A 25,270-nucleotide genomic window follows, 5' to 3' on the forward strand; every position below is an offset into this window, starting at 1 on the left:
GCGGGGAGCGGGGCCGGCCGAGCCGGGCGGGGAGCGGGGCCGGCCGAGCCGGGCGTACTCTTTGCGCGCGGTTGACCCGGGCCTTTGAACGGAGGGTGACGTAGGGCCGTACGCGAGGTTGGCGGCTCTGGACCTGCGGGCCCGGTCCGCCGTGCCATCAGCTGTTTCGCACGGAAGGACCCACGGGTGTCGCACCTCACGCCCCCTCGCCAACTGCCGGAGACGGACGCGGACGCGCCGGACAGGCCCACAGCCGAGGAGGCCCCGCCCGCGCCCACGGTGCCCGACACCGAGCCGGGCGCCGCGCCGGACGTAGAGCCGGCGGACGAGGAGGCGACCGACACGCCGGACGAAGCGACCGGGCCGACGACGAACACAGAAGCAACGGAGGAGGCGGACGCCGCCCCCGCCCCCGGCCGCCCCGGCTGGTTCGGCTGGCGCCGTCGCTACCCCCGCACCGCAGCTGCCGTGCGGATCGGTACGAGTGTGCTGGCCGGGGTGCTGGTGTTCGTCGTGCTCCTCGTGCCCAACCGCCTCGACCGGATCAACTTCGAGGCGTTCCTCCGCCTCCCCGTCGAGGGGATCTTCCTCGCGGCCGTCCTGCTCGTGCTGCCGTCGAAGGCACGGCGGATCACCGCCGTCTCCCTGGGGGCGTTCCTCGGCCTTTCCACCGTCCTGAAGTGCCTCGACATGGGCTTCCGCCAGACTCTCGCCCGGCCGTTCGACCTGGTCTTCGACTGGGTTCTGCTGAGCGACGGGGCGGACTGGGTGAAGGACTCGTTCGGGCGCTCGGGCGAGGTGCTCGCGATCATCGGGGTGATCGTCCTGCTCGTCCTCGTGCTCGTGCTGAGCGCGCTCGCGATGGTGCGGCTGGCGGACGTGATGGCCCGGCACCGCCCCGTGGCCGTGCGCAGCACGCTGGTCCTGGGCACCGCGTGGATCATCTGCTTCACCATGGGTGTGCAGTTCGGCGGTGTCACGGTCGCCACCAAGGGCTACACCCAGTACCTCGCCAACCGGGTGCAGTACGTCCGCGACGGCCTCGGTGACGCCGACGTCTTCAAGAAGCAGATGGCCGTCGACGCCTTCGCCAACACCCCGTCCGACCAGCTGCTGACCGGACTGCGCGGCAAGGACGTGATGTTCACCTTCATCGAGAGCTACGGCCGGGTGGCGATCGACGATCCGTCGATGGCGCCGGAGATCGACGCGACGCTCCAGGAGGGCAACGCCAGGCTCAAATCGGCCGGATTCGCGGCCCGCAGTGGCTGGCTGAGGTCGCCCGTGACGGGCGCCGGCAGCTGGCTCGCCCACTCGACCTTCCTGTCCGGCCTGTGGATCAAGAACCAGCAGCGCTACCGGACCCTGACCACCAGTAACCGCGCGACCCTCACCAGCTACTTCCAGAAGACCGGCGCCTGGCGCACGGTCGGTATCGTCCCGGGCGTGCGCAAGGCCTGGCCCGAGGGCAAGTACTTCGGCCTCGACCACATCTACGACTCCACGCACCTCGGCTACCAGGGCCCGTACTTCAGCTGGACTCCGGTCCCGGACCAGTTCAGCCTGGAGGCCTTCCAGAAGCTGGAGCACGGCAAGAAGAACCGCGACCCGATCATGGCGGAGATCATCCTCGCCTCCAGCCACAACCCCTGGTCCCCCATCGCCCACACGATCGCCTGGAAGGACCTCGGGGACGGCAAGGTCTTCTACAAGATCAAGAAGGAGGGCACGAACCCCACGGAGGTCTGGAAGAGCGCGAAACGGGTCCGGACCGAGTACCGCAAGGCGATCCAGTACTCCCTGGACAGCCTGACCCAGTGGATGCAGCGCTACGGCGACGACAACACCGTCCTCGTCTTCCTCGGCGACCACCAGCCCGTCCCGACGGTCACCGGCGGCACCGCCAACAGGGATGTGCCGGTCACGATCGTCGCCCGCGACCCGAAGGTCCTGGACCGCGTCTCCGACTGGGGCTGGACGGAGGGCCTCAAGCCCGCGGACAACGCCCCCGAGTGGACCATGAACAAGTTCCGCAACCGCTTCATGACGGCGTACGGTCCGCAGGGCGGGTGAGCGGGTCGGCCGGCGCCGGCGCGGCGTTGTGCCGTACGGGCGGTGACGGCGGGCCTCCACTCGTCGGTCCGTCACACGACGACGGCTGACCGTCCGGCGGCTACCGACAGCTGCCGGGCGCCCACCGCTGACCGAGACGGCCACGCACCGCCGGGCCCTCAACCCGCCAGAAACTCCCCGATCGCCGCCAGGAACTCCTCCGGCTGTGTCTCGTGCACGAGATGCCCGGCGTCGATGGTCACCAGCCGGGCGTCGGGGATCAGTTCGGCGAGGGTGGTGATCTGTTCCTGCGGGACGAGACTGGTGGGGCCGCCCCCGATCAGCAGCGTAGGCATGGTGATCCGCCCCATGTGGTCCCACCACACCGGGGCGGGGGCGTTGCGCTGCGCGTCGGTCGCCCGGATCATCGCCCAGTCGAACGGCAGGTCCCCGTCGGGCCGTTCGGCCGGTGGTCGGGGCGGGTCGAGGGGGATCGGCGCGGGGACGTCCTCCAGGACGAGGCGTCGTACGACGTCGGGCGCCTTCTGCGCGAGGAGATACGCCACCGCGCCGCCCAGCGAGTGGCCCACGACGTCGGCGCGGTCGACGCCGAGGGCGGTCAGGAACTCCCGTATGTCGTCGCGCATCGTCTCGTGGGCGTACGTGTCCGTCCCCTCCCCCGGCCAGTCGCTTCGCCCGTGGCCGCGCAGGTCGGCTGCGTACACCCGGCGCGGGTACGGGCCCGACGCGAGCCGTTCGGCGATCGGGGTCCAGTCCGCGCCGTCGGTGCCGCGGCAGTGGAGCAGGAGGAGGGGCGGCGCGTCCTCGGGGCCCCAGGCGCGGTACGCGAGCGTGATGCCGTTCGCCTTGACGGTGCGGAGGTCGGCGTCCATGCCGGGCAACCTAGCCGGTGGGGCCCGGTGGCAGGCCTCTACTCTGCCGACGGCAGAGACGCCGCGTCTCCGTCCAGGAAGGCGGCGACACGAGCCGCGAACCACTCGCCGTCGTCCACCCACGGGTAGTGCCCGGCACCGGGCTGGACGGTGAACTCCGCGTTCGGGAACGCCTCGGCGGCGGCGCGGGCCAGTTCGGGGCGCGGGCCTCCGTCGAGTTCGCCGGCGAGGACCAGCACCGGTGCGGTGACATGGGCCAGGGCGGCACGGGTCGCGGGTGGGTCGTAGGCGCCCTCGGAGCCGTAGATCGCGCCGGCGTCGTCGTTGAACTCGTCGTCGGAGCGCGCCTCGTGCGCGGCGGCGGCCTCGTCCCAGCAGCCGTAGAAGAAGGGGGCGAAGGCGCGGTCGTAGTCGGTCTTGCCCGTCAGCCATTCCTCGAACAGGGGGAACGCCTCCGCGAACCAGGACTCGCTGCTCCTCAAGCGCGCCGCCTCCAGCCGGTGTTCGGCGGTCGGGGCCAGGCCCAGGGCCCACGGCGTGGCGGTCACCAGCACCAGCCGTGCCACCCGCTTCGGGAACCTGGCGGTGTAGAGCATGGCGAGGCTGCCGCCGGCCGAGTGTGCGAGAACGTCCATCTCCTCGATTCCGAGGTGGAGACGCAGCGCCTCCACGTCGTCCACGAGCCGGTCGCACCGGTACGTCGCCGGGTCCACCGGCACCGCGGAGTCACCGGTCCCCCGCAGGTCGAGCAGAACCAGCCGCCGGCGCCCGGCCAGACCGCCCAGCTCGCCGAGGTAGGCGGAGGCCTGCATCGGCCCACCGGGCAGCACGACCAGCGGGTCACCCTCCCCGCGCAGGGGTAGGCGAGCTCGGTCCCGTCGGGTGCGATGAAGGTCGGCATGCCGCCGATGATCGTGGTCCACGACCCCGCCCGCAACGGGCTTCTTCCGATCTGTGCGGCTTCCCGGTGAGAAAATGAGGGCAGACCCCTTGCCTGTGCCGAGGGGGCCTGAATTACTGATCCCGGACAGCTCGACCGAATGATCGGTCGGTCGGAGTGACAGGGTCGGCTAGGGAGAAGTTCCCATGACGGATGCTGTGGAGCTGCTGGACACCGGGGAACGGCTCGATGCCGAGGCGTTGCGGGCGTTGCAGTGGGAGCGGTTGCGCGCCTCGTTGCGGCATGCGTACGAGCATGTGCCGTTCTACCGGAAGTCCTTCGAGAAGGCGGGTGTCCACCCGGACGACTGCCGTTCGACGGCCGACCTGGGCCGGTTCCCGTTCACCACCAAGGCGGACCTGCGGGAGAACTACCCGTACGGGATGTTCGCCGTGCCCCAGGACCGCATCCGTCGTATCCACGCGTCGAGCGGTACCACCGGGCGCCCGACGGTCGTCGGCTACACGGACAACGACCTCTCCCTGTGGGCCGACATGGTGGCCCGCTCCATCCGGGCCGCGGGCGGCCGCCCCGGTGACAAGGTGCATGTGGCATACGGATACGGGCTGTTCACCGGTGGCCTCGGCGCGCACTACGGCGCCGAACGGCTCGGCTGTACGGTCATCCCCGCGTCCGGCGGTATGACGGCCCGCCAGGTCCAGCTGATCCAGGATCTGGAGCCGCAGATCATCATGGTGACGCCGTCGTACATGCTCACACTTCTCGACGAGTTCGAGCGGCAGGGCGTCGACCCGCGCGGCACCTCGCTGCGGGTCGGCATCTTCGGTGCCGAGCCGTGGACGGAGGAGATGCGGCGGGAGATCGAGGAGCGGTTCGCCATCGACGCGGTCGACATATACGGCCTGTCCGAGGTGATCGGCCCGGGTGTGGCCCAGGAGTGCGTGGAGACCAAGGACGGGCTGCACATCTGGGAGGACCACTTCTACCCGGAGGTCGTCGACCCGATCACCGGCGAGGTGCTGCCGGACGGCGAGGAGGGCGAGCTGGTCTTCACCTCGCTGACCAAGGAGGCGATGCCCGTCGTGCGGTACCGGACGCGCGATCTGACCCGGCTGCTGCCGGGGACGGCGCGGGTGTTCCGGCGGATGGAGAAGGTCACCGGGCGCAGCGACGACATGGTGATCGTGCGGGGCGTCAATCTCTTCCCCACACAGATCGAGGAGATCGTGCTGCGGACGCCGGGGGTCGCGCCGCACTTCCAGCTGCGGCTGACCCGCGAGGGCCGCCTCGACGCGCTCACCGTGCGGGCGGAGGCCCGGCCCGACGCCGGTCCCGAGGTGCGGGACGCCGCCGCTCAGGCCATCACGGCGGCGGTGAAGGACGGCATCGGCGTCTCGGTGGCGGTGGAGATCGTCGAACCGGAGTCGCTGGAGCGGTCGGTGGGCAAGATCCGGCGGATCGTGGACCTGCGGTCGGAGCGCTGAGGGCCCCGCCGGTCAGGCGCGGGTCGCCTTTTCTTCGTCAGCCCTGGGCGGCACTCGCGGCCAAGGACGGCGCGGCCGGTCGAGTGATCCCGGACAGGTCCCGGTAGACCACGCTGTTGCGGTCCGTGACCGAGCGGCCCAGGGCGTGCTGCGGCCACCAGCCGCCGGCCATCCGGCGGCTGCGCTCACCCCACTCCAGGGCCTCGGCGTCGCGCGCCTTGAAGAAGTTCAGGGCGTAGCCGCCGGTGTGGATGCGCAGCAGGGAGAAACCGCCCGGATACTCCTTGGCGGCGCCCACCTCCTGCAGGGCCACGTGCGGGGCGAGCGGCAGCACGGTCCGCTTGTTGCGGTGGGTGTGGCCGGCGTGGTGGAGGAAGACGCCCGGGGTGGCGGCGTAGGCCTCGAGGATCGAGCGGGCCTGGCGGCGGCCCATGCGCTGCCCGGCGCTGACCGGGAAGAGGGAGTCCCGTACGGCCAGCGGATGGTGACCGAAGACCACGGTCGGCTGTTCCCTGTGCTCGCGCAGGCGGCTGCGGAACCAGGACAGTTGCTCGGCGCCGAGGCCCCCGGAGTCCGCGCCGTTGCCTCGCTTCTCGTAGGTGTCGAGGCCGATGATCCGCAGCCCGCCCAGGTCCCGCACGAAGTACCCGGGCTCGTCCGCGCGGCCGAACCCGTGCCGGAAGGTGTCGTCGCCGTCCTGGGAGCCGGGCCGGTCGTGGTTGCCCCGTACGACGAAGTAGTCCCGGCCATGGTCGCCGAACCCGTCCAGGATCCGTCTCGCCCGTGCCAGGTCGCGTGGCGCGCCGCCCGCCGAGATGTCGCCCGCGGCCAGCAGTACGTCCGCCCCGCGGCGGCGGGCCTCCTCGACCAGGGCCCGGCTCATGATCTCCGGGTACGGCGGCAGGCCCGGCTGCTGGGCCACCCCGCGCATCATGGGGATGCCGGTCACGAGGCCGGCGATGGTCTCGCCGAGGTGCAGGTCGTTGCAGAGCGCGAGGGACATGACATGGCGGCCGGGCGGGGGCTGCGGCGTGGTGAAGGCGTACGGGCCGCCGTGCGAGCCCAGGCCGTGGCGGGAGGTGCCGGCCGCGTTGCCGCTCACCAGGTGCAGCGTGGTGGGCCTGGCGGTCGCGCCCCGGGAGCGGGCCTGGTAGTAGTACGTCTGCCCGGGCTCCAGGCCGGTGAGTTCCACGTGGTGGTGGGCCGTGGGCCGGTCCTCGCCGGCGACGCGGTTGAGGCGGCCGGGGTGGGTGCCGTAGACGACCTCGCCCTCCGTGACGGCGGGCAGCATGTGGCCGAGACCGTCGTCCGTGCCGGGCACCCCGGTGTACCAGGTGATGACGGCGCGGTCCTCGGTCAGCGTGACCAGTTCCAGGTGGACGGCCGCGACGGTGTGGGGATGCGGCAGATGTGCCCGGTAGAACGAGGCGGCCCGGAGCAGCGCCGGGACGAGCGTGGCTCCCGACCGCACCACCTCACAGGGGCCGGGCAGGCCCGCGAGGGCGGCGAGGGGAGCGGAGAAGCAGCATCGCATGCCTGGTATGTGCCCTCCTGCCGTAACAAGGGACATGGTAATAGCGGCCGTACCAGGTATGAAATAGGACTTTCCTGTGCGTCGCGTCACGTCACGTGGCGAAGCGATCACGCAGCTCCCGCTTCAGGATCTTCCCGCTCGCGTTGCGCGGCAGCTCGTCCACGAACACCACCCGTTTCGGCGCCTTGAAGTGGGCGAGTTTCTCGCGCGCGTGGTCGATGAGTTCGGCCTCGGTGACCTTGCCGCGCGGGACGACGACCGCGGTGACGGCCTCGATCCAGCGCTCGTCGGACAGGCCGATCACGGCGACCTCGGCCACGGCGTCGTGCGTGTACAGGGCGTCCTCGACCTGGCGTGAGGCGACCAGTACGCCACCGGAGTTGATGACGTCCTTCACCCGGTCGACGATCGTGTAGTAGCCGTGCGCGTCGCGCACCGCGAGGTCGCCGGAGTGGAACCAGCCGTCGCGGAAGGCCTCGGCGGTCTCCTCGGGCTTCTCCCAGTAGCCCTCGCACAACTGCGGTGACTTGTAGACGATTTCGCCGGGCGTGCCGTCGGGGACGTCCTTGCCGTCCTCGTCGACCACGCGGGCGTCGACGAACAGGACGGGTCGGCCGCAGGAGTCCATGCGGCCCTTGTGCTCGTCGGGGGCGAGGACGGTGGCGAGGGGGCCGATCTCGCTCTGGCCGAAGCAGTTGTAGAAGGCGAGCCCGGGCAGGCGCTCGCGCAGGCGCTCCAGGACCGGCACCGGCATGATCGAGGCGCCGTAGTACGCCTTGCGCAGTCCGCCGAGGTCGCGCGTGGCGAAGTCCGGGCGGTTGGACAGTCCGATCCACACCGTCGGCGGGGCGAACAGGCTGTCCGCGCGGTCCGTTTCGATCAGGTCGAAGAGGCGGTCGCCGTCGGGCGCGTCGAGGATGATGTTCGTGGCGCCGACCGCGAGGTACGGCAGCAGGAACACGTGCATCTGCGCCGAGTGGTAGAGCGGGAGCGAGTGCACGGGGCGGTCGCCGGCGCTGAGGTCGAGGGCGGTGATCGCGCTCAGGTACTCGTGGACCAGGGCGCGGTGGGTCATCATCGCGCCCTTGGGGAGGGCCGTCGTGCCCGAGGTGTACAGCAACTGCACCAGGTCCTCGGTGCGCGGCTCGGGCCCGTCGTACGCGGGTGCCGTGGCCAGCCGGGCCAGGAGCGAGTCGTCGGCGTCGCGCAGGGGCAACGTACGTACACCGTCCGCCAGTCGACCCGCCAGGTCGGGGTCGGCGAGGACGAGCGAGCTGCCGGACTGGCCGACGATGTAGGCGAGGTCGTCGCCGGTCAGGTTCTGGTTGACCGGCACATGCACGAAGCCGGCCCGGGCGCAGGCCAGGAAGCCGATCAGGTAGGCGTCGGAGTTGTGGCCGTAGGCGCCGACCCGGTCTCCGGGCGCGAGGCCCTGGTCGAGCAGGACGCTCGCCGCGCGGGAGACGGCCTCGTCGAGTTCCTCGTACGTCCATCTGCGGTCGCCGTACTCGACCGCGACCCGCGCCGGGGTGCGCCGGGCGCTGCGCCGCAGCACCCCGTCAACCGTGCTGCCCTGTCCCTGCGTCATGACTCATGATCCTCGGTCCATGGCCGGGGCAGGTCAAGCACGTTCGTACGGTCAATCGCACCTTCCCCCAATGACGTTGGGAGACACCATTGCGCACCCGCCCGAGACGACTGCTCATCGCGGCGTTAGCCCTGCTCACCGCGTCCACCGCACTTCCGGCCGCCGCGGCCGAGCGGCAGGCCCGTCAGGAGAATCCGGCGCGCGGCGGACTGTCCGCCGTGATCCGCTACACCGAGTACGGCATTCCCCACATCGTCGCCGAGGACTACCCCGACCTCGGCTTCGGCACCGGCTGGGCGCAGGCCGCCGACCAGGTGTGCACGCTCGCCGACGGCTTCGTGACCGTGCGCGGCGAGCGCTCGCGCTACTTCGGACCCGACGCGGCGACGGACTTCTCCCTCTCGTCGGCCGCCGACAACCTCTCCAGTGACCTGTACTTCCGTGGCGTACGGCAGTCCCGCACGGTGGAGAGGCTGCTCGCCGAACCGGCTCCTGTGGGCCCGAGCAAGGACGCGAAGGACCTGATGCGGGGCTTCGCCGCCGGGTACAACGCCTGGCTCGCGCAGAACCGGATCAACGACCCGGCGTGCCGGGGTGCCGCCTGGGTGCGGCCGATCACGACGACGGACGTGGCGACCCGCTTCTACGCCATCTCCGTGCTCGGCGGCCAGGGTGGTGCCGTGGACGAGATCACCGGGGCCAAGCCGCCCACCGGTGCCGCCAGGGACACGAAGGCCACCCTGGATGCCCAGGCCCTGATCAAGGCCGTACGCGCCCGGTCCGCCGACTCGGACATGGGGTCGAACGCCGTCGCCTTCAGCGGTGCCACCACGGCGAACGGCCGCGGTCTGCTGCTGGGCAACCCGCACTACCCGTGGCACGGCGGACGCCGGTTCTGGCAGGTGCAGCAGACCATCCCGGGCGAGCTCAACGTCGCCGGGGCGTCGCTGCTGGGCTCGCCGACCGTCTCCATCGGCTACAACTCCCGTGTGGCGTGGAGCCACACCGTCGCGACCGGGGTCCCGTTCAACCTCACCCGGCTGACGCTCGACCCGGCCGATCCCACGGTCTACCTGGTGGACGGCAAGCCCGAGCCTATGACCAGGCGGACCGTGACGGTGGCGGTCAAGGACGGCGCCCCGGTGACCCGCACCCAGTGGTGGACACGCTACGGCCCCGTCGTCGCCGACCCGCAGGGCGATCCGCCGCTGCCCTGGACGGCCACGACGGCCTACGCGTTCAACGACCCCAACGCCGCCAACCTGCGGTTCGCCGACACCTCGCTCGGATTCGGCAAGGCGCGCAGCACGGCGGACGTCCTCGCGTCCCTCGACCGCCACCAGGGAATGCCGTGGGTGAACACCATCGCCGCGGACTCCTCGGGACACTCCCTGTACACCCAGTCGCAGGTCCTGCCCCGGATCACCGACGACCTCGCGGCGCGCTGCTCGACGGACCTCGGCAAGGTCACCTACGCGCAGGCGGGCCTGGCGGTCCTCGACGGCTCCCGCGGCGACTGCGGGCTCGGCAGTGACAAGGACGCCGTGCAGCCCGGCATCTTCGGGCCCGCCCGGATGCCGACGCTCAAGGACGCCCCGTACGCGGAGAACTCCAACGGCAGCGCCTGGCTGACCAACGCCGACCACCCGCTCACGGGGTACGAGCGCGTCTTCGGTGACATCGGGACGCAGCGCTCGCTGCGGACGCGGGGCGCGATCGAGGACGTGGCGGCGCTGGCGCAGCGGGGCGGGCTGACGGTCCGGGACCTCCAGCAGCAGGAGTTCACGAACCGGGCGCCCGCGGGCGAGCTGGGAGCGGCCGACACGGCGAAGGCATGCGCAGCGCTGCCGGACGGAACGGCAACCGGCAGTGACGGCAGGGCGGTTGACGTCTCCGGGGCCTGCGAGGTGCTCGCCGCCTGGGACCGGACCATGAACACCGACAGCCGGGGCGCTCTGCTCTTCGACCGCTTCTGGCGCAGGCTGACGGCCGCGGTGCCGCCGGCCCAACTCTGGAAGGTGCCGTTCTCGGCGGCCGACCCGGTCCACACGCCGAACACGCTCAACACCGCCGCGCCCGGCTTCACCACGGCCCTCGCGGACACGGTGAGCGAGCTCCGGACCGCGGGCATCCCGCTGGACTCCCCGCTCGGAGAGCACCAGTTCGTGGTGCGGGACGGCAAGCGCATCCCCGTCCCTGGTGGCACGGAGAGGCTGGGGGTGTGGAACAAGGTCGAGCCGGTGTGGAACGCTTCGCAGGGCGCCTACACGGAGGTGACGACCGGGTCCAGCCACATCCAGGCGGTCGGCTGGGACGGCAGCGGCTGCCCGGTGGCCCGCACCCTGCTCACGTACTCCCAGTCCGAGAATCCCGACTCGCCGCACTACAGCGACCAGACCCGGCTGTTCTCCGGCGAGAAGTGGGTGACCGCCCGCTTCTGCGAGAAGGACATCCAGTCCTCGCCGGTGCTCAAGGTGATCCGGGTCCGGTCATGACAGGTGCTCACACCGGACGGGTGCGCCCCTTCCAGTAGGGGTCCCGCAGCCGTCGCTTGTACAGCTTGCCGTTGGGGTCGCGGGGCATCTCGGCGATGAAGTCGACGCTCTTGGGCCGCTTGTAGCCGGCGAGTTGTCCGGCGCAGTGGGCGAGGAGGTCGGCGGCGAGGTCCGGCCCGGGTTCATGTCCCGGGGCCGGTTCCACGACCGCCTTGACCTCCTCGCCCCAGTCGTCGTGCGGGATGCCGAAGACGGCGGCGTCGGCGACGGCGGGGTGGGCGAGGAGCGCGGACTCTATCTCGGCGGGGTAGATGTTGACCCCACCCGAGATGATCATGTCGATCTTGCGGTCGCGGAGGAAGAGGTAGCCGTCCTCGTCCAGGTAACCGAGGTCGCCCACCGTGAAGAAGTCGCCGATGCGGTTCTTCTTCGTCTTGGCCTCGTCCTTGTGGTAGGCGAAGCCGCCGGTGTTCATCTTCATGTAGACGGTGCCGAGTTCGCCGGGGGGCAGCGGGTTTCCGTCGTCGTCGAAGACGGCGAGTTCGCTGATGGGCCAGGCCTTGCCGACCGTGCCGGGCTTCTTCAGCCAGTCCTCGGCGGTCGCGAAGGCGCCGCCGCCCTCGCTGGCCGCGTAGTACTCCTCGACCGAGTTCCCCCACCAGTCGATCATCGCCCGCTTCACATGGTCCGGGCAGGGGGCGGCGCCGTGGATGGCGTGCCGCATGGACGAGACGTCGTAGGACCGCCGGACCGGCTCCGGCAGTGCCAGCAGCCGGTGGAACTGGGTCGGGACCATGTGGGTGTGGGTGCACTTCTCGCGGTCGATCAGCCGGAGCATCTCCTCGGGCGTCCACTTGTCCATCAGGACGAGCCGGTGCCCGATGTGCAGGGACGCGCCCGCGAACTGGAGTACGGCCGTGTGGTACAGCGGTGAGCAGACCAGGTGGACGTTGTCGTCGAACGGCCTGATCCCGAAGATGCCGAGGAAGCCGCCGAGATACGCCTCCTCGGGCCGTTTGCCGGGCAGCGGGCGACGGATGCCGCGCGGTCGGCCGGTCGTACCCGAGGTGTAGTTCATGACCCAGCCGAGCTCGCGGTCCTCGGGCGCCGACTCCGGTTGTCCGTCGAGGAGTTCGGCGTACGGCCGGAAGCCCTCGACCTCGCCGACCGCGTACCGGTGGGTGGCCGGGAGGCCGGCCTCGTCTGCGGCGTGGCGGGCGGGCTCGGCGAAGCGCTCGTGGGCGATGAGCACCTTGGAGCCCGAGTCGGCGACGATCCAGCCGATCTCCGGGCCGACGAAGTGGTGGTTGATCGGGACGAGGTAGAAGCCCGCCTGGGTGGCGGCCAGGTACGCGGTGAAGAACTCGATGCCGTTCGGCAGGACGACCGCGAAGGCGTCCCCGCGCGTCAGGCCGGCGGCGCGCAGGCCGTGGACGAGACGGTTGGCGGCGGCGTGCAGTCGTCCGGCGGTCCACTGCTCGCCGTCGGGGGCGGTCAGGACCGCGCGGTCGGGGTCGGTGGTGGCCTGGGCCCAGAATCCGGTGGGGGGCGTGCTCGTCACGTGCCGCTCCTTCCGGCGATGCGGTTGATGCGGTCCACGGCCTTCTCGAAGCCGCGGGTGAGGTCGTCGAAGACGGCCTGGACACTGCGTTCGCTGGTCATGCGGCCGACGATCTGGCCGACCGGCGTGCCGAGCAGCGGCTCGACCTCGTACTTCTGGATGCGGGTGAGGGCCTCGGCGACCAGCAGGCCCTGCAGGGGCATGGGAAGGGTGCCGGGTCCGGCCGTGTCGTCCCAGGCGTCGGTCCATTCGGTACGGAGCTGGCGTGCGGGTTTCCCGGTCAGGGCGCGGGAACGGACCGTGTCGCCGGAGCCGGCTGCCAGGAGTTTCCGGGTCACGGCGGAGGAGGTGAGGTCGGCTTCGGTGCAGGTCAGCCAGAGGGAGCCCAGCCAGACGCCCTGCGCCCCGAGGGCGAGCGCGGCGGCGACCTGCTGTCCGCTGCCGATGCCTCCGGCGGCCAGGACGGGCAGCGGGTCGACGGCGTCGACGACCTCGGGCGTGAGCACCATGGAGGCGATCTCACCGGTGTGGCCGCCGGCCTCGTAGCCCTGGGCGACGACGATGTCGATGCCGCCCTCCTTGTGTTTGACGGCGTGCCGGGAACTGCCCGCGAGGGCGGCGACCAGCACGTCCTGGTCGTGGGCGCGAGCGACCACGTCGGCGGGTGGGGAGCCGAGGGCGTTGGCGAGCAGCCGGATCGGGTAGTCGAAGGCGACGTCGAGCTGGTTGCGGGCGACCTGCTCCATCCACCCGGTGATACGCCACCCGGACGCCTCGCCCTCGGCCAGCTCGGGGACGCCGTACTTGGCGAGGGTGTCCTTCACGAACTGCCGGTGCCCGTCAGGGATCATGGCCTCGACGTCTGCTTCGGTGACGCCTTCGACCTTCTTGGCGGGCATGACGACATCGAGGCCGTACGGCTTCCCGTCGACATGCGCTTCCACCCAGTCGAGGTCGCGTTTGAGGTCGTCGGGGGCGGTGTAGCGGACCGCGCCGAGCACACCGAAACCGCCGGCCCGGCTGATGGCCGCGGCGACGGCGGGGAACGGCGTGAAGCCGAAGATGGCGTGCTCGACTCCCAGTTTCTTGCTCAGCTCCGTCTGCATGGGCGCAGAATGCCGCAGTCCTCCGGACGACGGAAGGGGTTTTCTGATAGACCGTCAGATTTATTGGGCGGGATGCCTGGTTGACATGAGTCACGGCCGACACGAGTGTTTCTCAGGTGACCGATGACGCAGCGGGCGGGCGCGGACTCTCCCGCCGTCAACTGGCCCGAAGAACCCTGGCACTGGGCGGCGCTCTGGCCATCGCCCCGTTCCCGGCCGGCCCGGCGGCCGAGGCGGCACCGTCCTCCGGTCGCCCGACCCTGCACCACGGCTCCCCCGAGCGCGCGGGTCTCCTCCCCGCCCACCTCCACCGACTGGTCACGGACGCCGAGGCGTTCCTCGGCCCCTCCCCCAAGCACCCCTGGTACGCGGGCGCCGTCCTCCTCGCCGGACGCGGCGGCACGGTGGCGCTGCACCAGCCCATCGGCATGGCGGTGCGCTACCGGTCGTACGACGAGAAGACCGACACGGGCGTCGAGTTCCCGGCCGACCAGCAGATCCCGATGACCGAAGACACGATCTTCGACCTCGCTTCGGTGTCGAAACTGTTCACCTCGCTGCTGGCCGTGCAGCAGATGGAGCGGGGTGCGCTGGAGCTGGAGGGGACGGTCGCCTCGTACGTCCCGGAGTTCGGAGCGGCGGGCAAGCAGGACATCACGATCCGTCAACTGCTCACCCACACCTCGGGGTTCCGTGACTGGCTTCCGCTGTACAAGGCGCCGACGCGCGAGGCCAGGATCCAACTCGTCTACGACGAGAAGCCGATCAACCCTCCCGGTACCAAGTACCTCTACTCCGACCTCAACCTGATCTCCCTCCAGCTGGTCCTGGAGAAGATCACGGGTCGCCCCCTGGACGCCCTCCTCCACGACGAGATCACACAGCCGCTCGGGCTCGACCGCACCCGTTACAACCCGCCCACGGCCTGGCAGCCGAGGATCGCGGCGACGGAGGACGAGCGGGCACCCTGGTCCGGTCTGGACCGGGGGCTCGTGTGGGGCGAGGTGCACGACGAGAACGCCTACAGCCTGGGCGGGGTCGCCGGGCACGCCGGGGTGTTCTCGTGCGCCTGGGACCTGGCGGTGCTCGGCCGGACGCTGCTCAACGGCGGCTCCTACGGCCGGGCCCGCATCCTGCGCCCGGAGTCGGTCGAGCTGATGTTCACGAACTTCAACACCGCCTTCCCCGGTGACGAGCACGGGCTCGGCTTCGAGCTCTACCAGCACTGGTACATGGGCGCGATGGCAACTCCCCGCACCGCGGGCCACACCGGCTTCACCGGCACCTCGCTGGTCCTCGACCCGACAACGGACTCCTTTCTGATCGTGCTCGGCAACTCGGTGCATCCGGTGCGGAGTTGGCGTTCCGGTTCCGCGCCCCGGGTCGCGGCCGGCAACAACCTGGCCCGGGCCGTACCCGTCCGCCCGGCACACGGCCGCACCGCCTGGTTCTCCGGAATGGCGAACGCCACGACGGCCACGCTCACGCTCCCCGCCCTCGACACGACGTCGGGCGACGCGGGGCTCCACGCCGCCCTGTGGTGGGACACCGAACCCGAGTCGGACGTACTGGTGCTGGAGACCACGACGGACGACGGCGCGACCTGGCAACCCCTCCCGTTCACGACCACACGCCACGGCGAGCGGCCGCGGGAGCACCCGTCGGGTTCGGTGACGGGATGGTCGGGCCGCGTCTGGCACCGGGCGACGGCCGATCTCCCCGCGCACGCTCGGCTGACCCTGCGCTGGCGTTACGCGACGGACAAGCGGTACGTGGGTCGCGGCGTGTATGCGGACGGGCTCCGCGTCGAGGCGTCGGACGGCGTGCTGTTCGATGGAGCCCGCCCGGCGGACTCGGCACGGATCGCGGCGGTGGGCTGGGCGCCGTCGGAGGACTAGGAGGCGGCCGCTCACCTCGGCCGCTGTGAACCGACGCCGGCAGATAAGGCTCTCACGTCGCCTCTTCGACGCGATTCAGGCGGGTGACTCCGCCCGCATGAGGGCAATTCCGCGGGCCGGGGCCGGCGGCCGGCGCCTCGCCTGATGCGGAAAGCAGCGGAATCGGCGCGGAGGGCACTCCGTTGTGCGCAGCCGCTTGCTGGGGCCACACCCGGACGGTGCGGGTGCTGTTGGCATACGGCGCTGATCCCGGCCGCCGGGAGGACCACGGCACGGGCCGGTCCCCTCTGCAGTGGGCGGGCAACGGCCCGCACCCCGAAGTCGCCGCTCTCCTCACCGCGGCGGGCGCCCGGTGATCAGCTCGTCCGCGACCCATCGAGCGACCCCGGCGGGATAGGGCGCCGACAGACCAAGGACGATGTGCCGGAAACCGGCGTCGATCGCCTGCGCAATCGCGTGCCGCGTGTCGCCGGGGCGTTCGTAGGAGACGGGCAGGTGGATCGAGCGCGTGATGGACGCGGGATCGCGGCCGATCTCGGCGCAGTAGCGGTCCAGGAGGGCGCTGCGGCGGGTGACGTCCTCGATGTCGCCGCCCGGGATGTTCCACAGGTCGGCGTGTTCGGCGACCAGGCGGAGCGTTGCGGAGGAGCGGCCGCCGACGAGGATCGGGGGGTGCGGGCGCTGGACGGGTTTGGGGTTGCCGAACGCTCCGGTGAGGTGGATGTGGGGGCCGTCGTGGTCGAACGGTTTCTCCTCGGTCCACAGACGTCGTATCACCGTGAGGGCCTCCGCGAGGCTCTCCACGGCGTGGGCGGTGTCGTGGAAGGGCAGGCCGTGGGCCCCGTACTCGCGGTGGGCCTCGGGCGGGTGCGGGCGTGAGCCGACGCCGATGCCGAAGTCCAGGCGGCCGTCGGAGACGATGTCGACGGTCGTGGCGATCTTGGCCAGCATCGCGGGCGGGCGGAAGCGGTTGCTGGTCACCAGCAGACCGAGCCGCAGTCGGCGGGTCTGGGCGGCGAGGGCCGAGAGCAGCGTCCAGCCCTCATGGATCGGCCCGTCCGGGTCGCCGGCGATCGGCATGAGGTGGTCGAACAGCCAGGCGTGCTCGATCTCCTGGATCGCGTCCGCCTCGCGCCAGACCCGCAGGACGTCCTGGTAGGCGACCTGCATGGGTGCGGTCATGATCCCGAAGCTGGGGCGGGGTGCGGGCGTCATGGGGGGGGTGGTCCTTTCCGCAGGGAGTGGTCGGCCTCAGGGGTCTTCAGCGGCGTCGCAGTGACGGGTCGAGCAGCGCGGGCGGGGTGTCGAACTTCTCGTGCGCGGCCAGGTCGGTGCCTGGCGCGACGATCTCGTCGATCGCGTCCAGGACGTCCGCGGAGAGCACGGTGTCGGCGGCGGCCAGCTGCGCGTTGAGGTGGTCCAGGGTGCGCGGGCCGATGAGCGCAGCGGTGACGGCGGGGTGCGCGGTCACGAAGCCGAGGGCGAGCTCAATCAGGGTCAGGCCCGCCTCGTCGGCGACCTTGGCCAGCCGTTCGACGGCGTCGAGCCTGGCCCGGTTGTACGGGAGGGTCAGGTCGAAGCGGTCCGGCATGAACGCCGAGCGGCTGGTCGTGACCTCCCGGCCCTCGCGGACCGCGCCCGACAGCCAGCCCGAGGCCAGCGGGCTCCACACCAGCACCCCGAGCCCGTACTCCTCGGCCACGGGCAGGACATGGGCCTCGACACCGCGCTGCAGGATCGAGTAGCTGGGCTGTTCGGTGACGTATCGGCCCAAGTGGTGTGCGCGAGCCGCCCACTGGGACTGCACGATCCGGTGGGCGGGGAAGGTCGAGGAGCCGAAGTAGCGGATCTTTCCGGCCCGTTGGAGGTCGGTGAGCGCCGACAGCGTCTCCTCATCGCTGGTGTTCGGGTCCCAGCGGTGGATCTGGTAGAGGTCGACATGGTCGACGCCGAGCCGGCGCAGGCTGTCCTCCAGCGCGGTGACCAGCCAACGGCGCGAGCCGCCCTGGTGGTTGCGCTCCTCGCCCATCGGCATGGCCGCCTTCGTGGCCAGCACGATGTCGTCCCGGCGCCCGGCGACGGCCTTGCCGACCATCTCCTCCGACTCGCCGGCGCTGTACATGTCGGCGGTGTCGATGAGGTTGATCCCGGCCTCCAGGGCGGCGTCGACGAGGGCGGTGGCCTCGTCCTGTGTGGTGCGCCCGATCCTGCCGAAGTTCATCGCGCCGAGCGCGAGGGAGCTGACCTGCACACCGGTGTGGCCCAAGGTGCGGTACTGCATGACGGTGTTCCTCCGTTACGGACGAAGAGGGGGAAGAGAGGCATGGCTGGTGACAGGGCTCGCGCTCTGGCATCATGACCGAAGCGGAACCTTGTTCCGGAAACGACGATACGGAACACCGTTCCGTTTTTGCAAGCACGATGACGGAGGGAACGTCCGGTGACCGACAGCGACGAGAGCGCGGGGCGCACGCCCCGGCCCAAGCGGACGGACGCCCGGCGCAACGAGAAGACGCTGCTGGACGCGGCCGCCGCGGTCTTCGTCACGTCGGGCGTGGAGGCCCCGGTGCGTGACATCGCGGCCAAGGCCGGCGTGGGGATGGGCACGATCTACCGGCACTTCCCCACCCGCGCGGATCTCATCGTCGCCGTCTACCGGCACCAGGTCGAGGCCTGCGCCGAGGCCGGCCCGGCCCTGCTGGCGAGCAGCCCGACCCCGCATGCCGCGCTGGCGCGATGGATCGACCGGTTCGTCGACTTCCTGGTCACCAAGCACGGACTCGCCGGTGTCCTGCAGTCCGACAACACCGGCTTCGAGACCCTGCACGCGTACTTCCTCGACCGCCTGGTGCCGGTGTGCGCCGAGCTGCTCGACGCCGCGGTGGCCGCCGGCGAGATCCGCCCCGGCCTCCAGGCCTACGAGCTGATGCGCGGCGTCGGCAACCTCTGCATCGGCGCGGAGACCGACGCCCGGTACGACGCCCGCCGACTGGTCGAGCTGCTGGTCGCGGGGCTACGCCGGGTCGACTGACCGCCTGCCGGTCAGCACCGGCTGGTAGAAGCCGCTGGTGTCCGGGGCGTGCCAGACGAGGTCGGTGAAGCCGGCCGCGGCGGCGGCATCCGTCACCTGCTCCGGGGCAAGCGCCCAGGAGGTGGCTCGGCGGACCCGCACCTCCCACCCCGCCCCGTCGGGCACGAGCTGGAAGTACTCCTGGTCGTAGTGCTCGCCGTCGTCGCGCCAGTGCCAGAGCTGGAAGGTGATCGACCGGCCCTCGGAGTCGTACGACACCTGGGGCGCCGTGGACGCGGGGCGGGTCCGGCGGACTTCTGCGTAGTCCCGGAGGGTGAGCAGGAGCAGCCCGCCGTCCCGCAGCACCCGCCGCATCTCGCGCAGGGCCGCCCGTAGGTCGGACTCGGTCAGCAGGTGGGCGATCGAGTTGTCGGCGGAGACGACCACATCGAAGAGGCCCGCTCCGAAGGGCAGTTGACGCATGTCGGCGGCCACCGTCGCCAGGTCGACACCACGCGTCCCGGCTTCCGTCCCGGCCCGTGCCGCGGCCACGGGGCTCAGATCGCTGCCCATCACCCGGTGTCCGGCCCGTGCGAGCCCGATCGCCTGGGTGCCGATTCCACAGGCGCAGTCCAGCAACCGGTGTGGTCCTGGGCCGAGTTGACGGCTGATCAGGCCGTCCAGCGCGTCGGCCTGGCGGGTCATGCTCGCGTCCCAGTCCGGGAAGATCCGGTGGTAGTCGGGGGCCAGCGAGTCGTAGAAGTCCCGCGCCGAGGAGGTCACTCGCCGGTCGCTTCCAGCACGGCCATCGCCGCGTTGTGCCCCGGCACCCCGCTCACTCCCCCGCCGCGCACCGCGCCCGCTCCGCACAGCAGCACGTTCGCGTGCCGCGTCTCCACGCCCCAACGGCCGCTGCCCTCCTGGGAGTAGGGCCAGGCCAGAGCACGGTGGAAGATGTTGCCGCCGGGCAGGCGCAGGTCGCGCTCCAGGTCGAGCGGGGTCTTCGCCTCGATGCACGGACGGCCGTCGGCGTCGACGGCCAGGCAGTCGGCGAGAGGCTCGGCGAGGTGGGCGTCGAGCTGCGCGAGAGTCGCCTTGAGGAGTTCCTCGCGTACCGAGTCGTTGTCCCGGTCGAAGAGTCGCGCCGGGGTGTGCAGGCCGAAGAGGGTGAGGGTCTGGTAGCCCTGCTCGACCAGGTCGGGGCCGAGGATCGACGGATCGGTGAGGGAGTGGCAGTAGATCTCGGAGGGCGGGGCGGCGGGGAGTTGGCCGGCGTCGGCCTGCGCGTGGGCGGTGGCCAGCTGTTCGTAGCCCTCGGCGATGTGGAAGGTGCCGGAGAACGCCTCGCGCGGGTCGACCGACTCGTCGCGGAGCCTGGGCAGCCGCTCGAGCAGCATGTTCACCTTGAGCTGGGCGCCCTCGGCGGGCGTGGGAGGCGCGTCCGAGGTGAGCTCGGCCAGGGCCTGCGGGGAGGCGTTGACGAGGACGTGCCGGGCGGCGGCGACGCCTTCTCCGTCCGACGTGCGGTACGTGATCTCGGCGGCTGCGCCGTCCGTGTCGATCCGTACGGCCTCGTGGCCGGTGGCGATGACCGCGCCCGCGTCCCTGGCCGCCGCGGCCAGGGCGTCGGTCAGCGCGCCCATGCCGCCGACCGGGACGTCCCAGGCGCCGGTTCCGCCGCCGATGACGTGGTAGAGGAAGCAGCGGTTCTGGGCCAGCGAGGGGTCGTGGGCGTCGGCGAAGGTGCCGATCAGGGCGTCCGTGAGGACCACGCCCCGGACGAGGTCGTCGGCGAAGCGGTCCTCGATCGCGACGCCGATCGGGTCCTCGAACAGAGTCCGCCAGGCCTCCTCGTCGTCGACGCGGCGGCGCAGTTCGTCGCGGCTGGGCAGCGGCTCGGTGAGGGTCGGGAAGACGCGCTCGGCGACGCGGCCGGTCATGCCGTAGAACCGCTGCCAGGCCTCGTACTCGCGCTCGGAGCCGGTGAGCCGGGCGAAGGCCTCCCGGGTGCGCCGCTCGCCCCCGCCGACCAGGAGCCCGGTGGGGCGGCCGTCGCGCTCCACGGGGGTGTACGACGAGATGGTGCGGCCGCGGACCCGGAAGGCGAGGCCCAGGTCCCGCACGATCTTCTTCGGGAGCAGGCTGACCAGGTACGAGTAGCGCGACAGCCGTGCGTCCACGCCGGCGAAGGGCCGCGTGGAGACCGCGGCACCCCCGGTGTGGTCGAGGCGCTCCAGGACCAGTACGGAGCGTCCGGCCCGGGCCAGATAGGCGGCGGCGACCAGGCCGTTGTGGCCTCCGCCGACGACGACGGCGTCGTAGGTGCGGTGTCCCTCGTGTGCGGTCATGGTTCTTCGTAACACGTGATGATCTAGGTCGGCCAGAGGGGGACGGCCTCGGAGTCAGTGCCCGCCGGACGCCCGCTGCTGCTGGCGCAGCACCGCGACCCTGCGGTACAGCTCGACGGCCTCGGCGCCGCGCCCGAGCTGCTCCAGGCAGTGGGCCTCGTCATTGCGGCTGGCGAGGGTGTCGGGGTGCTCGGGGCCCAGGACGCGCTCCCGGGCGGCGGCCACCCGCCGGTACTCGGTCAGGGCGTCGGCCCAGCGGCCCAGCCAGCCGAGGCCGACGGCGACCTCGCGGCGGCTGACCAGGGTGTCCGGGTGATCGGGCCCGAGGACGCGCTCGCGGATGGCGCACACGTCCCGGGACTCGGCCAGCGCCTCCTCCCAGCGGCCCAGGCGCCCCAGGTTGACCCCGAGGCCGTGGCGGGCGCGCAGGGTCTCGGGGTGGGTGGGGCCCTGGACGCGGGTACGGTCCTCGATCAGCTCGCGGTAGAGGATCAGGGCCTCTCCGCTGCGGCCGAGACGGCCGAGGCTGATGCCGACCTCGTAGCGGGCGGCGAGGGTGTCGGCATGGTCGGGGCCGAGCGCCTGGGCGCGGGCCTCGGCGACTTCGCGGTAGGTCTGCAGGGCCTCGGGCCAGCGGCCCAACTGGCCGAGTGCGTAGGCGACTTCGTAGCGGGTGACCAGGGTGTCGGGGTGCTCGGGGCCGAGCACGCGGGCACGCGCGGCGGCCACGTCGCAGGCCATCCGGTACGAGTCCTCCAGGCGGCCCAGCCGACTGAGGTTGAAGGCGAGGTTGTGGCGGCAGCGCAGGGTGTCGGGATGGTCCGGGCCCATGCCGCGCTCGCGGGCGGCGAGCACCGAGGTGTACACCTGATGCGCGTCGAAGTGACGGCCCAGCTGGCCCAGCACGTACGCCATTTCCTGGCGGGCGGCGAGCGTGTCGGGGTGGTCGGCGCCGAGCGCCCGGGTCCGGGCCGCGGCCACGAACTTGTACTCCTGCAGCGCGTCGGCGGCCCGGCCCGTGCGGCTGAGGGTGAAGGCGATCTCGTAGCGGCTGGCGAGGGTGTCGGGGTGGTCCGGGCCGAGCAGGTGGCCGCGCTCGGCGGCGACCGCGCGGTGCACCTCGCCGGCCTCCTTCCAGCGGCCCAGGCGCCCGAGGCTGAGCCCGGCGTTGTGCCGTCCGGCCAGGGCGGTGAGGGTCTGCGGGGAGGGAGCCGACGGCTGGTCCGGCGCGGGATCGTCGGGCCGTCCTGCGGCGGGCGGGGCGATCCACTCGCCGGTCAGACCGGCCCCGGCGTCCGGCGGTGTGGTGCTCAGACCGGCGCCGGTCGCCTTGTGGCCGGTGGTCATGCCGCGGGTCCAGGACGGCAGGCGGGGCTCGCGCGAGGGCTCCTGCTCGGGCGGGCGGAAGGTCGGCTGGGGGGTGACGACGGTCGGCACGTACGTCGGTGTCGTGCGGCCCAGACTGATCCTGCGGGCCAGCTCCCGCGCGTCGTGCGGACGTTGCTCGGGACGCTTGGCCAGCAGGTCCAGGATGATCTTCTCGAGGTACTCCGGGAGTTCGGCCCGCTGGCTGCGCGGGGGCCGCGGCGGGGTGTCCCGGTGGCCGACCAGGATCGCCCACGCGTCGTCGAGGTCGAACGGCGGCGCCCCGGTGGCGATCTCGTACAGCACGCACCCCAGCGAGTACAGGTCGCTGCGCTGGTCGACCTCCGAGCCGCCGATCTGCTCCGGCGACATGTAGTGCGGGGTTCCCATCGCGATGCCCGTGCCGGTCAGCCGGGAGGTGAAGCCGATGTCGTGGCCGAGGCGGGCGATGCCGAAGTCGCAGATCTTCACCGTGCCCTCGGTGAGCCGCATGATGTTGGCGGGCTTCAGGTCGCGGTGCACGATGCCCTGCTGGTGGGTGTAGGCGAGGGCGGAGGAGACCTGGTCGGCGATGTCCACGACGTCACCGACGGGCAGCGGGTGGTGCTTGTTGTCCTCCAGGAGCTGGCTGAGGTTGCGGCCCTCCAGGAGCTCCATGACCAGGTAGAGGATGCCGTCCGCCTCGCCGAAGTCGTGGACCACGGTCACCCCGCGGTGCGAGAGGGCGGCGGCCACCCGGGCCTCCCGGCGGAAGCGCTCGCGCAGGACTCTGGTGAACGCCTGGTCGTGGTGCGGGCCGAGCGGCTTGAGGCACTTCACGGCGACCTGCCGACCGAGCGACTCGTCCCGGGCCCGCCACACCTCGCCCATACCGCCCCGCCCGATCAGGTCGAGCAGCCGGTACCGGCCCTGGATCAGCCTGCTGTCCCCCATCGTCTGCGATCGCCCCCGTACGGTTCGCCCCGCCCACCCCTGGCTCGTCCAGTATGGCGAGCTATCGTCCGAGTTTGTACGGGGCCGGGCGGGAGCCGGGGCCGAGCCGTGCCATCGCGCGAAGAATGTGTTTGGGCGGGAGTTGCCAGCGCACACGTGCGGGAACGCAGCGCAGCAGGTTGCCCGTGGCACGCAGTTGCAGGGTGACGGTCCCGGGTTTCGGGGCGGGTCTGCCGTACAACTCGTGAGCGTACGGCGGCAGGGCGGCGTACGCCAGATGTGCCACGCGCCGCCACAGCACCTCGCGCGCCGGGACCAGGAGGGGATGCGTCGGCGGCCGGAGGAGGAAGTCGTCCACTTCGCGTGCCTCCGGTCCGACGGCGAGTTCGGGCCGGATCTTCTCGAAGTAGGCGTTCATCTCCTCCTGGTCGGCCGGTACGGCGTCCGGGTCGAGGCCCACCAGCCGCGCGCTCTCGCGCTGTTCGCCGATGTAGCGGTCGGCCTCGGCGTCGGTGAGCCGGAGGCCGGAGCGGCGTGCGACCTGCAGATAGGAGTCGATCTCGGCGCAGTGCACCCACAGCAGCAGCTCGGGTTCGTCGACGCCGTACCGCTCCCCCGTGTCCGGGTCGGTCGCCGACAGCATGGTGTGGATCTTCCGGACGCGGGCGCCGGCGCGTTCGGCGGCCTCCGTGGTGTCGTAGGTGATGGTGCCGACGAAGTTCGCGGTCCGCATCAACCGGCCCCAGGCGTCCTTGCGGAAGTCGGAGTTCTGCATGACGCCGCGCACCGCGCGGGGGTGCAGCGCCTGGAGATAGAGCGCGCGGATCCCGGCGACCCACATCATCGGGTCGCCGTGCATCTGCCAGGTCACCGACGTCGGCGTGAACAGCCCGGGATCACCCATACCGGCAGGCTAACGCCGTACGCGCGGCATCCCCAGACCGATCCACGAGATGATCTCCCGCTGGATCTCGTTGTTGCCGCCGCCGAAGGTGAAGATGACGGCCGAGCGGTAGCCGCGCTCCAGCTCGCCGTGGAGCACCGCGCCCGCCGAGCCCTCCTTCAACTCGCCCACCGCGCCGACGATCTCCATCAGCCAGGCGTAGGCGTCCCGGCGCACCTCGGAGCCGTGGACCTTGACCGCGGAGGCGTCCTGCGGGGTGAGGGTGCCCTCCTGGACGGCGTTGACCATCTGCCAGTTGAGGAGCTTCATCGCGTCGAGCTTCACATGGGTCTGGGCGAGGCGGCGGCGCACCCAGGGCAGGTCGATCACGCGGTGGCCGTCGGCGAGTTTGGTCTCCATGGCCCAGCGCTGGACGTCGTGCAGGGCGCGGATCGCCATGGTGCCGTGGGCGGCGAGGGTGACGCGCTCATGGTTGAGCTGGTTGGTGATCAGCCGCCAGCCCTGGTTCTCGGCGCCGACGCGGCGGGAGACGGGGACGCGGATGTCCTCGTAGTAGCTGGCGGTGGTGTCGTGGGAGGCGAGGGTGGTGATGACGGTGCAGGAGTAGCCGGGGTCGGTGGTGGGGACCAGGAGCATGGTGATGCCCTTGTGCGGCGGGGCGTCCGGGTCGGTGCGGGTGGCGAGCCACACCCAGTCGGCGGTGTCGCCGTTGGTCGTCCAGATCTTCTGTCCGTTGACGACGTACTCGTCGCCGTCGCGCACCGCGCGCGTCTTGAGCGAGGCCAGGTCGGTGCCGGCGTCCGGCTCGCTGTAGCCGATCGCGAAGTCGATCTCGCCGGCCAGGACCTTCGGCAGGAAGTACGCCTTCTGCTCGTCCGTGCCGAACTGCATGATCGTCGGCCCGACCGTGTTGAGCGCCATCAGCGGCAGCGGGACACCGGCCTGGGCGGCCTCGTCGAAGAAGATGAACTGCTCCATCGCCGTCAGCCCGCGCCCGCCGTACTCCTTGGGCCACCCCACGCCGAGCCAGCCGTCCGTGCCGAGGCGCCGGATGGTCGCGCGGTAGAAGCGCTTCTGCGCGGCCGGATCGCCGTGCCGGGCGTAGGCGTTGTCGGGCACCAGCTCGGCGAAGTAGGCACGCAGTTCGGTGCGCAACCGCTGCTGCTCGGGCGTGTATTCGAGGTGCACGGCGCCTCCA

Annotated in this window: 17 protein-coding genes and 2 pseudogenes; 6 read left to right on the forward strand and 13 right to left on the reverse strand. The window is 71.5% G+C overall.

Annotated elements, in window-relative coordinates:
- Positions 1-186: 186 nt before the first annotated feature.
- A complete protein-coding gene (locus ACWC09_RS07340; RefSeq protein ID WP_450849411.1) occupies positions 187-2,073 on the forward strand; it encodes a sulfatase in 1,887 nt (628 codons plus the stop codon).
- 158 nt (positions 2,074-2,231) lie between these two features.
- On the opposite strand, the gene ACWC09_RS07345 is transcribed toward ACWC09_RS07340, so the two are convergent.
- Positions 2,232-2,945: an alpha/beta fold hydrolase gene (locus ACWC09_RS07345; RefSeq protein ID WP_450849413.1), complete on the reverse strand. Its 714-nt coding sequence runs from the start codon at positions 2,943-2,945 to the stop codon at positions 2,232-2,234.
- A gap of 38 nt (positions 2,946-2,983) precedes the next feature.
- Positions 2,984-3,846: pseudogene (locus ACWC09_RS07350) on the reverse strand (alpha/beta fold hydrolase).
- A 185-nt stretch (positions 3,847-4,031) separates the two neighbouring features.
- Here ACWC09_RS07350 and paaK point away from each other — a divergent pair.
- Entirely contained in the window at positions 4,032-5,330 is a 1,299-nt protein-coding gene (paaK, locus tag ACWC09_RS07355; RefSeq protein ID WP_450849415.1) for a phenylacetate--CoA ligase PaaK, read from the forward strand.
- Between the two features lie 37 nt (positions 5,331-5,367).
- Here paaK and ACWC09_RS07360 read toward each other — a convergent pair whose 3' ends face one another.
- Both ACWC09_RS07360 and ACWC09_RS07365 read right to left on the reverse strand, forming a co-directional pair.
- A complete protein-coding gene (locus ACWC09_RS07360) occupies positions 5,368-6,864 on the reverse strand; it encodes a metallophosphoesterase (RefSeq protein ID WP_450849417.1) in 1,497 nt (498 codons plus the stop codon).
- A 91-nt stretch (positions 6,865-6,955) separates the two neighbouring features.
- Complete coding sequence (locus ACWC09_RS07365; protein ID WP_450849419.1) at positions 6,956-8,452, reverse strand: acyl-CoA synthetase; 1,497 nt, start codon at positions 8,450-8,452, stop codon at positions 6,956-6,958.
- A gap of 89 nt (positions 8,453-8,541) precedes the next feature.
- Here ACWC09_RS07365 and ACWC09_RS07370 point away from each other — a divergent pair, with 89 nt between their 5' ends.
- The gene (locus ACWC09_RS07370) at positions 8,542-10,947 is read left to right on the forward strand and encodes a penicillin acylase family protein (protein WP_450849421.1); all 2,406 of its coding nucleotides are present in this window, start codon (positions 8,542-8,544) and stop codon (positions 10,945-10,947) included.
- A gap of 7 nt (positions 10,948-10,954) precedes the next feature.
- On the opposite strand, the gene ACWC09_RS07375 is transcribed toward ACWC09_RS07370, so the two are convergent.
- A complete protein-coding gene (locus ACWC09_RS07375) occupies positions 10,955-12,508 on the reverse strand; it encodes an acyl-CoA synthetase (RefSeq protein ID WP_450849423.1) in 1,554 nt (517 codons plus the stop codon).
- Positions 12,505-13,614 carry a nitronate monooxygenase gene (locus tag ACWC09_RS07380; RefSeq protein WP_450849425.1) on the reverse strand — a complete coding sequence of 370 codons (1,110 nt, stop codon included), beginning with the start codon at positions 13,612-13,614 and terminating at the stop codon, positions 12,505-12,507. The genes ACWC09_RS07375 and ACWC09_RS07380 overlap by 4 nt, the downstream gene beginning before the upstream one ends.
- Positions 13,615-13,730: 116 nt before the next feature.
- On the opposite strand from ACWC09_RS07380, the gene ACWC09_RS07385 reads away from it, so the two are divergent.
- Together ACWC09_RS07385 and ACWC09_RS07390 are read left to right on the forward strand one after the other, a co-directional pair.
- A complete protein-coding gene (locus ACWC09_RS07385) occupies positions 13,731-15,512 on the forward strand; it encodes a serine hydrolase (protein ID WP_450849427.1) in 1,782 nt (593 codons plus the stop codon).
- 25 nt (positions 15,513-15,537) lie between these two features.
- Positions 15,538-15,868: pseudogene (locus ACWC09_RS07390) on the forward strand (ankyrin repeat domain-containing protein).
- Here ACWC09_RS07390 and ACWC09_RS07395 read toward each other — a convergent pair.
- Positions 15,846-16,727: an LLM class flavin-dependent oxidoreductase gene (locus tag ACWC09_RS07395; RefSeq protein ID WP_450849429.1), complete on the reverse strand. Its 882-nt coding sequence runs from the start codon at positions 16,725-16,727 to the stop codon at positions 15,846-15,848. The pseudogene ACWC09_RS07390 and the gene ACWC09_RS07395 sit on opposite strands and share 23 nt — an antisense overlap.
- A gap of 46 nt (positions 16,728-16,773) precedes the next feature.
- Positions 16,774-17,793 (reverse strand): aldo/keto reductase, encoded by a 1,020-nt coding sequence (locus ACWC09_RS07400; RefSeq protein WP_450849431.1) that lies wholly within the window; start codon positions 17,791-17,793, stop codon positions 16,774-16,776.
- A 159-nt stretch (positions 17,794-17,952) separates the two neighbouring features.
- On the opposite strand from ACWC09_RS07400, the gene ACWC09_RS07405 reads away from it, so the two are divergent.
- Complete coding sequence (locus ACWC09_RS07405; RefSeq protein WP_450849433.1) at positions 17,953-18,543, forward strand: TetR/AcrR family transcriptional regulator; 591 nt, start codon at positions 17,953-17,955, stop codon at positions 18,541-18,543.
- On the opposite strand, the gene ACWC09_RS07410 is transcribed toward ACWC09_RS07405, so the two are convergent.
- The 5 genes from ACWC09_RS07410 to ACWC09_RS07430 form a co-directional block, all read right to left on the reverse strand.
- Positions 18,526-19,305 carry a class I SAM-dependent methyltransferase gene (locus tag ACWC09_RS07410; RefSeq protein ID WP_450849434.1) on the reverse strand — a complete coding sequence of 260 codons (780 nt, stop codon included), beginning with the start codon at positions 19,303-19,305 and terminating at the stop codon, positions 18,526-18,528. The two genes, ACWC09_RS07405 and ACWC09_RS07410, sit on opposite strands and share 18 nt — an antisense overlap.
- Complete coding sequence (locus ACWC09_RS07415; protein WP_450849436.1) at positions 19,302-20,870, reverse strand: phytoene desaturase family protein; 1,569 nt, start codon at positions 20,868-20,870, stop codon at positions 19,302-19,304. The genes ACWC09_RS07410 and ACWC09_RS07415 overlap by 4 nt, the downstream gene beginning before the upstream one ends.
- Positions 20,871-20,924: 54 nt before the next feature.
- The gene (locus tag ACWC09_RS07420; protein ID WP_450849438.1) at positions 20,925-23,168 is read right to left on the reverse strand and encodes a tetratricopeptide repeat protein; all 2,244 of its coding nucleotides are present in this window, start codon (positions 23,166-23,168) and stop codon (positions 20,925-20,927) included.
- Between the two features lie 61 nt (positions 23,169-23,229).
- On the reverse strand, positions 23,230-24,072 hold the full coding sequence (locus tag ACWC09_RS07425; RefSeq protein ID WP_450849440.1) for an oxygenase MpaB family protein: 843 nt from the start codon (positions 24,070-24,072) through the stop codon (positions 23,230-23,232).
- Positions 24,073-24,081: 9 nt separating this feature from the next.
- A complete protein-coding gene (locus tag ACWC09_RS07430; protein WP_450849442.1) occupies positions 24,082-25,260 on the reverse strand; it encodes an acyl-CoA dehydrogenase family protein in 1,179 nt (392 codons plus the stop codon).
- Between the last annotated feature and the right edge of the window lie 10 nt (positions 25,261-25,270).

It is taken from the genome of Streptomyces sp. NPDC001617, assembly GCF_053596855.1.